Source organism: Thauera sp. 27 (genome assembly GCF_000310125.2).
Classification (GTDB): domain Bacteria; phylum Pseudomonadota; class Gammaproteobacteria; order Burkholderiales; family Rhodocyclaceae; genus Thauera; species Thauera mechernichensis.
Genome location: NZ_AMXB01000006.1, coordinates 146,285 through 159,235, shown reverse-complemented (window position 1 = coordinate 159,235; position 12,951 = coordinate 146,285). Strand labels below are relative to the sequence as shown.

General features: G+C 67.4%; 11 protein-coding genes. 8 read left to right on the top strand and 3 right to left on the bottom strand.

All coding sequences use genetic code 11. The features are described 5' to 3' along the window. Window positions 1–547 (top strand): hypothetical protein (locus B447_RS04895; RefSeq protein WP_002937227.1); only part of this gene is annotated, 547 nt, incomplete at its 5' end. 11 nt (window positions 548–558) lie between these two features. On the opposite strand, the gene B447_RS04890 is transcribed toward B447_RS04895, so the two are convergent. Continuing rightward, a complete protein-coding gene (locus tag B447_RS04890) occupies window positions 559–1,737 on the bottom strand; it encodes an MFS transporter (RefSeq protein ID WP_002928342.1) in 1,179 nt (392 codons plus the stop codon). A 125-nt stretch (window positions 1,738–1,862) separates the two neighbouring features. On the opposite strand from B447_RS04890, the gene B447_RS04885 reads away from it, so the two are divergent. The 3 genes from B447_RS04885 to B447_RS04875 all read left to right on the top strand — a co-directional run bounded on the left by B447_RS04885 (window position 1,863) and on the right by B447_RS04875 (window position 4,851). Next, entirely contained in the window at window positions 1,863–2,450 is a 588-nt protein-coding gene (locus B447_RS04885) for a TetR/AcrR family transcriptional regulator (protein WP_002937225.1), read from the top strand. Between the two features lie 91 nt (window positions 2,451–2,541). Then, window positions 2,542–3,699: an iron-containing alcohol dehydrogenase gene (locus B447_RS04880; RefSeq protein WP_002937223.1), complete on the top strand. Its 1,158-nt coding sequence runs from the start codon at window positions 2,542–2,544 to the stop codon at window positions 3,697–3,699. Window positions 3,700–3,753: 54 nt separating this feature from the next. After that, entirely contained in the window at window positions 3,754–4,851 is a 1,098-nt protein-coding gene (locus B447_RS04875; protein WP_002937221.1) for an NADH:flavin oxidoreductase/NADH oxidase, read from the top strand. A gap of 34 nt (window positions 4,852–4,885) precedes the next feature. Here B447_RS04875 and pdxR read toward each other — a convergent pair whose 3' ends face one another. Continuing rightward, window positions 4,886–6,373, bottom strand: coding sequence for a MocR-like pyridoxine biosynthesis transcription factor PdxR (gene pdxR, locus B447_RS04870; RefSeq protein WP_002937219.1), 1,488 nt, complete (start codon window positions 6,371–6,373; stop codon window positions 4,886–4,888). 93 nt (window positions 6,374–6,466) lie between these two features. Here pdxR and B447_RS04865 point away from each other — a divergent pair, with 93 nt between their 5' ends. Then, window positions 6,467–7,126 (top strand): pyridoxamine 5'-phosphate oxidase family protein, encoded by a 660-nt coding sequence (locus B447_RS04865; RefSeq protein WP_002937216.1) that lies wholly within the window; start codon window positions 6,467–6,469, stop codon window positions 7,124–7,126. Between the two features lie 628 nt (window positions 7,127–7,754). Here the strand turns inward: B447_RS04865 and B447_RS04860 are convergent. After that, window positions 7,755–8,945: a class I SAM-dependent rRNA methyltransferase gene (locus B447_RS04860; RefSeq protein ID WP_002937210.1), complete on the bottom strand. Its 1,191-nt coding sequence runs from the start codon at window positions 8,943–8,945 to the stop codon at window positions 7,755–7,757. A 172-nt stretch (window positions 8,946–9,117) separates the two neighbouring features. Between B447_RS04860 and B447_RS04855 the strand changes: the two genes are divergently transcribed. The 3 genes from B447_RS04855 (at window position 9,118) to dtd (ending at window position 12,948) form a co-directional block, all read left to right on the top strand. Further along, entirely contained in the window at window positions 9,118–10,389 is a 1,272-nt protein-coding gene (locus B447_RS04855; RefSeq protein WP_002937206.1) for a bifunctional O-acetylhomoserine aminocarboxypropyltransferase/cysteine synthase, read from the top strand. Window positions 10,390–10,765: 376 nt separating this feature from the next. Further along, complete coding sequence (locus B447_RS04850) at window positions 10,766–12,421, top strand: methyl-accepting chemotaxis protein (protein ID WP_002937205.1); 1,656 nt, start codon at window positions 10,766–10,768, stop codon at window positions 12,419–12,421. A 77-nt stretch (window positions 12,422–12,498) separates the two neighbouring features. After that, window positions 12,499–12,948, top strand: coding sequence for a D-aminoacyl-tRNA deacylase (dtd, locus tag B447_RS04845; protein ID WP_002937204.1), 450 nt, complete (start codon window positions 12,499–12,501; stop codon window positions 12,946–12,948). The last annotated feature ends 3 nt before the right edge of the window (window positions 12,949–12,951 follow it).

Sequence of the window (12,951 nt, the reverse complement as noted above, 5' to 3'; positions counted from 1 at the left end):
CGGCGCGCTCGCCAGCCTCGCCGGCCACCGCCGCCAGGCACTGTGGCAGGCGAGTGGCGCGCCGCCGCTACCCGGCCTGCTGGCCGCGGCTCCGGGCGGAGATGCAGCCGCCGAACTCGCCGCCCCGGATGAAGCCGAAGACCTGCTCGCCGACTATGCGCGCCTGGGCTTCACCCTCGGCCGCCACCCCTTGTCCTTCGTTCGCAAGCAGCTCGCCCGGCTGCGCTTTCTCACTGCCGCCGATATCGCAACTGCGCCCGACCGCATGCTGGCCCGCGGCGCGGGCCTGGTCACCTGCCGCCAGCGTCCGGGCACCGCCAAGGGGACGCTGTTCGTCACCCTGGAGGACGAAACCGGGCTCACCAACGTCATCGTACGCCCCGAGTTGTTCGAGTTGCAGCGCCGCATCCTGCTCGGCGCGCAGCTGATGGGCGTGTTCGGCCAGGTCAGCCGCCAGGGACGCGTCGTGCACCTGGTGGCAAGCCGGGTGGTGGACCACTCCGCCCTGCTCGGCACGCTCGCAGCCCGCAGCCGCGACTTTCATTGAGTGCGCCGCAATCAGGACGCCTGCGCCGCCTCGCGCCGCTGGCGCAGCGCCAGCCACACCAGGGCCGCGCCCGTCAGCCCTACCGGGATCAGCGAACCGAGGTTGAGCAGCGCCCAGCCCTGGGTCGTGACCAGGGCGCCCGAGGCGAACGAGGTCAGCGCCATGACTGCGAACACCGCAAAGTTGATCGCCGCCTGTGCCTTGTCCTTCTCTTCCGGCCGGTAGGCCTGCATCGCCAGCGTGGTGCTGCCGGTGAACAGGAAGTTCCAGCCCACGCCGAGCAGGAACAGGCCGATCAGGAACTGGTGCAGGTCCTGCCCCGACAGCGCTACGAAGATGCAGGCGAAGTTGAGCGCAACCCCCACGCCCATGATCTGCAGCACGCCGAAGCGCTTGATGAGGTGCCCGGTGAAGAAACCAGGGGCGAACATGCCGATCACGTGCCACTCCAGCACCAGCGCAGCATCCGAGAACGGCATGCCGCACACGTCCATCGCCAGCGGCGTCGCCGCCATCAGCAGGTTCATCACCCCATAGCCCAGCGCCGCCCCCATCGTAGACACGACGAACACCGGCTGGCGCATGATCTCGGCGAGCGGGCGGCCGCCGTCTGCACCCGCCTTGCGCGCCGGCTCGGGCGGAAACGCGATGCCGCGCATGACCGCCATGGAGACCAGCGCCACCACGGCAAGCGCGAGGTAAGAGCCCAGGAAAGGGGCGCCCATCGACTCGCGGGTGTAGTTGGCCAGGTTGGGGCCGATCACCGCCCCGATCAGGCCGCCCGCCAGCACCAGCGACACCGCCTTCTCGCGGAACGAGGCCGGCGCCAGTTCAGCCGCAGCAAAACGGTAGAGCTGACCGTTCGCGCTGTAGTAGCCCGCCACCAGCGTGCCTGCCACCAGCAGCCAGAAGCTGCCGATCGACAGCGCAAAGGCGCACAGCAGCGCGGTCACGAAGGCCACCGCCAGGCCCAGCTGGAAGGACACCTGCCGCCCCCAGCGCCGCTGGGTACGGGCCACCAGGCCGGTCGACAGCGCGCCGCCAACCACGTAGCCCATGACCGGCAGGGTCGCCATCCAGGCCACCGGCGCCAGCGACAAGCCCACCAGGCCGTTGATGGCGATGAAGACCACGTTGTTGGTCAGGAACAGGCCCTGGGCGATGGCCAGCAGCCAGAGGTTCTTCTTCATGAGCAATTTGTTGTTTTCTGATTGGGGATGGAACTGTATCGCTTAATGCGACGGACGTCGTGCCTCGGCGTGCCAACTCGGCCAGATCTAGACGACCGGTCTAGTAGCACGTATGATCCGCCTCCATGAGTTCGCGCCACACCGATACCCGTCAGCACATCCTCGATACCGGCAACCGCATCATTGCGGCCAAGGGCTTCTCGTGCGTCGGTCTTGCGGAACTGCTGCAGGCCTCGGACGTGCCCAAGGGCTCTTTCTATCACTACTTCAAGTCGAAGGAGGCCTTCGGCCAGGCCTTGCTGCAGGACTACTTCGACAACTACCTGGGCCAACTCGACACCCTGCTCGGCATGCCCGGGCTGGACGGCAAGACGCAGCTCCTGCGCTATTTCGGCCAGTGGCGCAGTACGCAGGGGCAAGAGAACTGCGACGAACAGAAATGTCTCGTGGTCAAGCTCGGCGCCGAGGTGGCGGACCTGTCGGAAGCGATGCGACTCACGCTGCGCGACGGCACCGACCGCATCATCGGCCGCCTCGCTGGCTGCGTGTCGAGCGGCGTCGCCGACGGCTCGCTGCCGGCGCTCGATCCGCTGGCCACGGCTAGCATGCTGTACCAGCTCTGGCTCGGTGCCAGCCTGCTCGCCAAACTGCACCGCGACGAAAGCCCGCTCGAACACGCCTGGGCGGCCACCCAAGACCTGCTCGAGCCCTGATCATTTTCCCCGAACTCTAGACGACCAGTCTAATTCCTACCTCTCAAAGGCCGCACATGAGGCCACACCCAAGGCGGCAACAGGAGCCCACATGCTGAACTTCGACTACTACAACCCTACCCGCATCGTCTTCGGCAAGGACAGCATCGCGCACATCGATGATCTCGTCCCCGCCGACGCCCGCGTGCTGGTGCTGTACGGCGGTGGCAGCGCCGAACGCAACGGCACCCTCGCAGAGGTCGAAGCCGCCCTGGGCGCGCGTACCGTGCAGCGCTTCGGCGGCATCGAACCCAACCCGTCCTACGAAACCCTGATGGCTGCGGTCGAGCAGGTCCGCCGCGACAAGCTGGACTTCCTGCTCGCGGTCGGCGGCGGCTCGGTCATCGACGGCACCAAGTTCGTCGCCGCCGCAGTCAACTACCCGAACGAGCCCTGGGAGATTCTGGAAACGCGCGCCAAGCACCTCACCCAGGCGCTGCCCATGGGCTGCGTGCTGACCCTGCCCGCCACCGGCTCGGAGATGAACTGCTTCTCGGTCGTCACCCGCAAGTCGCTGCAGGCGAAGCTCGGCTTCGGCAGCCCGCTGGTGTTCCCGCGCTTCTCGGTGCTCGACCCGGTCAAGACCTTCACCCTGCCCCCGCGTCAGATCGCCAATGGCGCGGTCGATGCCTTCGTGCATGTGATGGAGCAGTACATGACCTACCCGGTCAACGCCCCTGTGCAGGACCGCTACGCCGAAAGCCTGCTGCAGACGCTGGTCGAAGTCGGCCCGCAGGCACTGGCCACGCCCGAAGACTACGATGTGCGCGCCAACCTGATGTGGGCCGCCACCCAGGCCCTCAACGGCCTGATCGGCGCCGGCGTGCCGCAGGACTGGGCGACCCATATGATCGGCCACGAGATCACCGCGCTGTACGGCCTCGACCACGCTCAGACCCTGGCCGTCGTGCTGCCCAGCCTGCTCCATCTGCGTCGCGAAGCCAAGCGCGCCAAGCTACTGCAGTTTGCAGCGCGCGTGTGGGACATCCACGCCGGCAGCGAGGACGAGCGCATCGACGCCGCCATCGCCCGCACGCGTGCCTTCTTCGAATCGCTCGGCGTCGACACCCGCCTGTCCGCCTACGGCATCGGCGCCGACGCGGTCGACCGCATCGTCGCCCAGCTCGAAGCCCACGGCATGACCGCACTAGGCGAACACCGAGACATCGACCTCGCCGCCAGCCGCCGCATCCTCGAGGCCTGCTTCTAAGCACTGCCCCCAGCCCCATACGACTCACACAAGAACCCCAGGAGAGGATCACGCATGACCGCACTGTTCCAGCCCTTCAGGCTCAAGGACGTCACCCTGCGCAACCGCATCGCCATTCCGCCGATGTGCCAGTACATGGCCACAGACGGCGTCGTCAATGATTGGCATGCGGTGCATTACCCGGCGCTCGCACGCGGCGGCGCCGGTCTCGTCATCGTCGAGGCCACCGCCGTCTCGCCGGAGGGCCGGATAACGCCTGGCTGCCTGGGTCTGTGGAACGACACCCAGGCCGCGGCGCTCGCCCCCATCGCCGCGTCCATCAAGGCGGCCGGCGCCGTAGCCGGCATCCAGATCGGCCACGCCGGCCGCAAGGCCAGCGCCAACCGCCCGTGGGAGGGCGACGACCACATTGCCGAGGGCGACCCGCGCGGCTGGGCGACAATCTCGCCCTCGGCCCTTGCCTTCGGCGCCCACCTGCCGAAGGCGCCCAAGGCGATGACGCTGGACGACATCGCCCGCGTGCGCGCCGACTTTGTCGCTGCCGCCCGCCGCGCACGCGACGCCGGCTTCGAATGGCTGGAACTGCACTTCGCCCACGGCTACCTCGGCCAGAGCTTCTTCTCGGTACATGCCAACCAGCGCGACGACGCCTACGGCGGCAACGCGGTTAACCGCGGCCGCTTCCTGCTCGAGACGCTCGCCGCCGTGCGCGAGGTATGGCCCGAGCACCTGCCGCTCACCGCGCGCTTCGGCGTCATCGAATACGACGACCGCGACGAGGAAACGCTGGCGGAGTCGATCGAGCTCGCACGCAATTTCAGGCAGGGCGGGCTCGACCTGCTGAGCGTCAGCGTCGGCTTCTCGACCCTGCAGGCCAACATCCCCTGGGGCCCGGCCTTCCTCGCCCCCATCGCCGGCCGTGTTCGCGCCGAGGCCGGTCTGCCCGTCGCCGCGGCATGGGGCATCGACGATCCGCAGATCGCCGATGGTACGGTCTCCAGGGGCCAGCTCGACCTCGTCATGGTCGGCCGTGCCCATCTCGCCAATCCGCACTGGCCGATGCAGGCCGCGCGCGCATTGAAGATCGACCGCCCCACCTGGGTGCTGCCTGCACCGTACGCGCATTGGCTGGAGCGTTACGGCACCCGCTGAGCCACGGGATAGCCCACGGTCGGCGGCGAGGCGCTCAGCCGCCGACCGCCAGCGCCAGGCGGCGTACGGCCTCGGCGACGTTGTCCTCATCCAGGTTGCCGTAGCCCAGCACCAGCCCGTTGCAGCGCACGGGTGGCCTGGCGTAGGCGGACAGCGCCCTCACGCCCAGGCCCAGCACGGCGGCGCGTTGCGCCACCGCCACGTCGGCAACAGCGTCGGGCAGGCGCATCACCAGATGCAGCCCGGCTTCTCCTCCGGACAGCTCAACGTCCTGTCCGAAGACTCGCTGCATGGCCGAGCGCAGCGCCGCCTGCCGGCCGTTGTAGCGCGCACGCATGCGGCGCAGGTGGGTTGTATAGTGGCCGCGCTGGATGAAGTCGGCCAGCGCACGCTGCTCGATGCCCTGCCCCGCGCGCGTGGCCAGCGCTGCGGCATGAACGAAGTCGGCCGCGATGGTTTGCGGCAGCACCAGGTAGCCCAGGCGAAGGCCGGGATACAGCGTCTTGCTGAAGGTGCCGGCGTAGACGACCGGTGCATCGGGCTGCAGGCCGAACAGCGCGGGCGGCGCCGGGCCGGCGCGGCGGAACTCGCTGTCGTAGTCGTCCTCGATGATCCACGCCCCGACTTCACGGGCACGCTCGATCAATGCCAGGCGGCGCGACAACGGCATTACGCGGCCGCTGGGATACTGGTGCGAAGGCGTCACCATGATCAGACGCGGCCGATGGCGACCCCAGTCGTCCTCTTCCGGGGCCATTCCCTGTGCATCGACGGGAACGTCATGCACCCGCAGCCCGGCCAGCCCGAAGGCTACGCGGGCAGCGAGATAGCCCGGGTTTTCGGCCCACGCCGTGTCGCCATGATCGGCCAGCAAGCGCGCGCAGAGATCGAGCGCAGCCTGCGTGCCGCTGGTGACGACGATCTGCCCGGCTGCCACGGCCAAGCCTCGTACGCTGGTGAGATGGCCCGCCAGTGCCTCTCGCAGCAGCGCATCACCGCCATGTGCGGCATAGCCCAGCTGGCGCCAGCCGGCATCGCGCCACGCACGCTCCAGGCAGGCGCGCCAGCTGCGGAACGGGAAGGCGCCCAAATCCGGCACTCCGGGCGAGAACGGTAACGCCTCGGCATCACGCGCGGGTTCGCGCCGCACCGCCAGCGCGGCCCGTTCGGCAAGCCCTGGCGCGTTCGTGGCCGCCACTGCAGCCGGTCGCGCCGCGCACGGCGCCGGCAGCGGCGCCACGCGGGTGCCCTGACGGTCCGCGACCAGACAGCCCTCGGCAACCAGCTGCTCGTAGGCAAACAGCACCGTGTTGCGCGCAATACCGAGCGTCGCCGCCAGGCTTCGGCTGGCTGGCAGGCGCGTCCCGGCGGGAAGCCGCCCCGCCAGCACAGCCTCGCGCAAACGCAGATAGAGCATGCGCTGGCGCGGGATGGCCTCGGCGCCCGCGCCACCTCCCTCACCGGGCGTGGTCCCAGGCACGGTCTCGGGCGAGAGCAGGGCCAGCAGCCAGTCGAACTCCATCGTGGCTCCATTGAGAGTGATCGTTGTGGCACCACGCAAGGTACCACCGATACCCTAGGATGGCGCCATCGAAACCACTGCGAGCACCTTGCCATGCCCCAATCCGCCTCAGCTGCCTCCTCAGCCGCCGCCCCATCCTCCCGTACCCGCATCCGCCGCCTGCCCGAGCGCGCGCACTACGATGCGAGCACGGTCGCCGCCATCGTCGACGCGGCAATGATCTGTACCGTCGCCTTCCAGATCGACGGCGTCGTGCATGCGATCCCCACAATCCACTGGCGCGAGGGCGATCATCTCTACATCCACGGCGCCAAGGCCTCGCGCATGCTGAAGGCGCTGACCGCAGGCGAGGCCTGTGTGACGATCGCACTGGCCGACGGGCTGGTACTGGCGCGTTCGGCGATGCATCACTCGATGAACTACCGCTCGGTGGTCATCTATGGCCGTTTCGAACTGGTGACCGACCCCGCACACAAACTCGGCAGCCTGCGCGCCTTCATCGAAGGCTTCTACCCCGGCCGCTGGGACACGCTGCGCCCGATCTCCGACAAGGAACTCAACGCCACCGGCCTGCTGCGGATCGCGCTAGCCGAGGCCTCGGCCAAGGTGCGCGACTGGGGCGTCAAGGACGATGCGGAAGATCTCGACTGGCCGGTGTGGGCAGGCGTGATCCCGCTCCGCACGGCAACTGGCGAGCCGCTGACGGAGGCCGACAGCGTCGGCGAGCGCGTGCCGGCGACCCGCTTCGGCTGAATGCAGGCGCGACGGCGGGGGCCACCAAAGGGACGACGGCCTTGCGGACGGCGCGGGCGGTCGTCGTCATCGCGCTTGGGCTTGGGCATCAGCAGGTTCTTGCCACCCTGCTGTGCGAGCGCGGCATGCGCCGCAAGGGCGGCCTCGAACTGCGCCTCGCTGACGACGACGGCCGCGCTCGCGACAGGTGCCTTGTAGGCAGACAGCCTCTCACGCACGAGAAAGACACGCTCATCGCTCTCCGCCTTCTTTGGCAGACCGGATGCCATCTCCTGAGCGGCCGGCGCAAGGGCGTAGCCGTCGCCCGCAGCCACCAGCAGGCCATGCGTGGAGAGTTGCTCGAATGCACTCACCCATGCCCTGGGTGCAGTCACGGGGCAGCCCATGAACTCGGCGGCAGCCACGATCTCCGCCAGCGCCGCGGGCCGCCTCTTCGAAGCCATGAAGGTGGCCAGCAGCAGCTGGGCGTCGGTATCGTGAATGGGGTACATGCGGAGCCTTGTTTCCGGTTATCGGGGAGTGAGGGGCGCCATGATGCCTGAGGGCGGACGATCGGACACGACCAAGTCAATGCGCACCGACGTCCTTGCCGCCTGATGCCGCCTCGACTTTGCGTCAAAGCGCCGGCTCAGCCGACCTGGCAGGCGAGCCCCTTCAGGTACTCGCCTTCGGGCACGGCCAGCCCGATCGGATGGTCGGGTGCGGCTGCCAGGCGGTAGATGATGCGCGCATCGACACCGGCGTCGTTGGCCGCGCCCGCGACGATCTTCTGGAACAGTTCCTGGCCGATACCGCCCGAGCAGGAATAGGTCATCAGGATGCCGCCCGGGTTGAGCAGTCGGAAACCGAACAGGTTGATGTCCTTGTAGGCACGCGCGGCACGCTCGGCGTGTGCGGCCGAAGGCGCGAACTTGGGCGGATCGAGCACGATCAGGTCGAACCTGCGGCCTTCGTCCTTGAGCGCGCGCAGCGCCTTGAACACGTCGGCCTCGTGCCATTCGGCGCGGCTGGCATCGAGCTGCGGATTGAGCGCGAGGTTGCGTTGCGCCGACGCCAGCGCCGGCCCCGAGGAGTCGATCGACAGCACCGACTTCGCCCCGCCGGCCAGCGCCTGCAGCGAGAAGCCGCCGGTGTAGCAGAAGCAGTTGAGCACCTCGCGCCCGGCCGCGAGCTGGCCGGTCAGCAGGCGGTTGTCGCGCTGGTCCAGATAGAAGCCGGTCTTGTGGCCGCCTTCCACGTCCACCTCCATGCGCACCCCGTTCTCGACGATGGTCAGCCCGCCCGCCGGCAGTTCGCCATGCACGCAGCCGGTACGCGGTTCGAGGCCTTCCAGGCCGCGCACTTCGGAGTCCGAGCGCTCGTAGATCGCCGCGCAGCCGGTGGCCTGCACCAGCCCGGCGACAATGGCCTCGCGCCATTTGTCCGCGCCCGCGCTGGTGAGCTGCAGCACCACGACATTGCCGTAGCGGTCGGCGATCACCCCGGGCAGGCCGTCGGATTCGCCATGGATCAGGCGCACGCCTTCCTGCCCCTTCAGCGCGGGAATCGCGGAGCGGCGCGCGACCGAAGCCGCTACCGCACGCTTGAAGAAGGCATGGTCGATCGCCGCCTCGGCCTCGAAGCTCCACACCCGCGCGCGGATCTGCGATTCGGGCGACCACGCCGCGCGCGCCAGCGCCTTGCCCTCGGCCGTCACCACCGTCACCGTGTCGCCCGGCCGCGCGCGGCCGTCGAGACGGTCGACCGACCCGGCGAAGATCCAGGGGTGGCGGCGGAACAGCGAGCGTTCCTTGCCGGGCTTGAGGATGAGTTGGGCCATGGGGTTCCGGGTGATATCGCGTAAGTCAGGCCGCGGAGTGTACCGGGTCATGCGGCATTGGCCCATAGCGAGCGCACGCTTGAGGCAGCGTCCTGGATTGTTCCGCTATTTCGATATCCCCCATGCGATGGCTATACTCCCCGGCACTTTCACCGTAGGGGAGACCTGACACATGAAGCTCGAAACCATTGCCGTGCATGGCGGCTACTCGCCCGACCCCACCACCAAGGCCGTCGCGGTGCCGATCTACCAGACCACCTCGTACGCCTTCGACGACACCCAGCACGGCGCGGATCTCTTCGACCTCAAGGTGCAGGGCAACATCTACACCCGCATCATGAACCCGACCACCGCGGTGCTCGAACAGCGCGTCGCCGAACTGGAAGGCGGCATCGGCGCGCTGGCCGTGGCCTCGGGCATGTCGGCGATCACCTACGCGATCCAGACCATCGCCGAAGCCGGTGACAACATCGTTTCGGCGTCGACGCTGTACGGCGGCACCTACAACCTGTTCGCCCACACCCTGCCGCAGTTCGGCATCCAGGTGCGTTTCGCCGACTACCGCGACCCGGAGAGCTTCGCTGCGCTGATCGACGAGCGCACCAAGGCGATCTTTTGCGAATCGGTCGGCAACCCGCTGGGCAACGTCACCGACATCGGCCGCCTGGCCGAGATCGCCCACAAGGCCGGCGTGCCGCTGATCGTCGACAACACCGTGCCTTCGCCCTACCTGTGCCGTCCCTTCGAGCACGGCGCCGACATCGTGGTGCACGCGCTCACCAAATACCTCGGCGGCCACGGCAACTCGATCGGCGGCATCATCGTCGATTCGGGCAAGTTCCCGTGGGCAGAGCACAAGGCGCGCTTCAAGCGCCTGAACGAGCCGGACGTGTCCTACCACGGCGTGGTCTACACCGAAGCGCTCGGCGCAGCGGCCTTCATCGGCCGTGCGCGCGTCGTACCGCTGCGCAACACCGGCGCGGCGATCTCGCCGTTCAACAGCTTCCTGATCCTGCAGGGCATCGAAACGCTGGCACTGCGCATGGACCGCATCTGCACCAACACCATCAAGGTGGCCGAGTACCTGAAAAAGCACGCCAAGGTCGACTGGGTGAACTATGCAGGCCTGGCCGACCACGCCGACCACGGCCTGGTGCAGAAATACATGGGTGGCCGCGCCTCGGGCATCCTGTCGTTTGGCGTGAAGGGCGGGCTCGAAGCCGGCGGCCGCTTCCAGGACGCCCTCAAGCTCATCACCCGCCTGGTCAACATCGGCGACGCCAAGTCACTCGCCTGCCACCCCGCCTCGACCACCCACCGCCAGCTGTCGCCGGCGGAACTGGCCAAGGCCGGCGTATCGCCCGACATGGTGCGCCTGTCGATCGGCATCGAGCACATCGACGACATCATCGCCGACCTGGAGCAGGCGCTGGCCGCGGTCTGACCCCACCTGCCGTCGCCAGCGCGACGGCCGCAATCGCTTTCGACGCCACCTCCGGGTGGCGTCTTTCTTGCACACGGGCCCGAATGATCGCAGCGCGCCAGTGGCAAGTCTCCAAAGCCCGCATGGCCTCGACTGCGAGACCATCGTCCAGACCGGGCACTTCACCACCGACATGAGATTGCAGTTGGTCAATGACCGGCAGGAGGACATCCCTCCGCCAGTTGCGCCATCGGCATCATCGGCGACAGTACCTTCCCTATCCCAAACTGATAGCCCAAACCGATAGCCCAAAAGGCTAAACGTTTGCCGGAAAATACCGATAACATCCAGGCAAGGTCTTGTCCCGGGTCCGAGCCGCGTTCCGTAGGAGATTGGCATGCGAAACAATCAGCCTGTCACCAGTATAGAAACCACGGTCCCCGAAGGCCGCTTCATCTACAGCAGGACCGATCTGAGCGGCAAGATCGTTGCCGCGAATGACCTCTTCGTCGAACTGTCCGGCTTCTCGAGGGAAGAACTGCTTGGTGCGCCGCACAATCTTGTGCGACACCCCGACATGCCGACCGACGCCTTCGCAGATTTGTGGAAGGCACTCAAGGCAGGCAAGGCCTGGAGCGGATACGTCAAGAATCGCCGCAAGGACGGTGGATATTACTGGGTACATGCCTTCGCCTCACCGGTAAGAGAGAACGGCAAGGTTGTGGGTTACGAGTCGGTCCGCCGTACGGTACCCGCGCATCTCAAACCCTGGCTCGAGACCAACTACAAGCGCATGCGCGAGGGCAGCGCCCTCACGGTCGACAGCGGCCGCGTCGTGCGTAAAGGCCTGCTTGGGCGATTGAGTGCGACCGCCATGGGAGCCCGGCTCCAGCTGGCCATGGGCTTGCTCGGCATGCTCATCCTGTTCCTGTTCCTGAAAGGGCTCGACAGCGCTTCCGGAGGCCATGGGGCAGATGCCGGGCCGTTGACCACACAGCTCGCGCTTGCCTTTGGGCTTGCGTGCATGGTTCTCGGCTGGCTGTCGTTCGTCTCGATACCCCGAACCTTCCGGGACCTCAGGTCGCTGCACGAAACCATGGAGGCCTCCCAGCGCGACGGCGATCTGCGAAGAGTGGTCTATTGCGAACGCAGAGATGAGATCGGACAGGTGGCGGACGCCTACAACGCCATGATGGCAAACCTGCAGGCAATCCTGATCAACGTGCAGGAGGCCGCGCGTAGCACCCAAGTCCAATCCGGGACTGTCGCTGGCGCAATAGACGAGGTCTCGCGGACTGCAAGTGCAAGCAGCGAGGCGACCGCCTCCACGGCAGCCGCCGTCGAGGAGGTTACTGTAGCCATCAGCACCGTAGCCTCGAACGTTCAGGATGCCGCTGCTGCTGCCCGCAGGAGCGAAGAGGATGCGCAAGCCGGCATCGCAGCGGCCGAGCAGGCAGCAGCTCAAATCAGGCAGCTGGCCGCGAATGTCAAGGAAACCACCAGGACGATGGAGCAGCTCTCGCAATCCTCCACCGAAATCGGAAAGATTGTTGCAGTGATCTCCGAAATTGCCGCGCAGACCAATCTGCTCGCCCTGAATGCCGCAATCGAAGCAGCCAGGGCCGGCGAGTCGGGCCGCGGCTTCGCCGTCGTGGCCGACGAGGTTCGAAAGCTCGCCGAGCGCACCGGGCAGTCCACCACCGAGATCACCGGCATCATTGCCGCGCTGACCGAAGAAACCCGCGCCGCAGTGAGTTCAGTGGAACACGGCGAGGCACAGGTGGAAATCAGCGTGGAGAAGGTACTGTCCACCGCAAGCGCACTGAGCCACATCAAAGGCTCGGCCGAGCAAACACTGGGGCTGATCGGCGAAATCGAGCTCGCCACCCGCGAACAGTCGGCCGCGGCAAACGAGATCGCCCGCAACGTGGAACAGATCGCCTGCCAGGCCGAGGAGAGCGCCGAAGCGGTTACCCACATCGCCCAGTCGTCCGCCCGCCTCGCCGACGTGGCATCCGGACTGAACGAGGCCTTGTCACGCGTGCGCGTTTGACCCCACCGGCCCACATGCACTGCTGCGAGCGGATGAACTCGCAGCGCACCTCGCCACCCCCTTATCAAGGATGCCGGATGCTGGCTCTGCTGCAACGCGTCTCCAAAGCGCGCGTGATCGTCGACGGTGAAACAATCGGCGAGATCGGCCCAGGCCTGCTCACGCTGGTGTGCGCCGAGCGCGGCGACACCCCCGCCGAGGCCGACAAACTGCTCGCCAAGGTGCTGAAGCTGCGCATCTTTTCCGACGCCGCAGGCAAGATGAACCGCTCGGTGCAGGATGTGGAAGGCGGCTTGCTGATCGTCAGCCAGTTCACCCTCGCTGCCGACACCGCGGGCGGCAACCGCCCGAGCTTCACCAACGCCGCCGACCCTCACGCCGGCAAGGCGCTGTACGAACATTTCGTCACCCGGGCGCAGGCGGCGCATCCGGTCGTCCAGACCGGGCGCTTCGCCGCCGACATGAAGGTGGAGCTGGTCAACGACGGGCCGGTGACGATTCCGCTGCGGATTGCGCCGCCCGCCTGATCA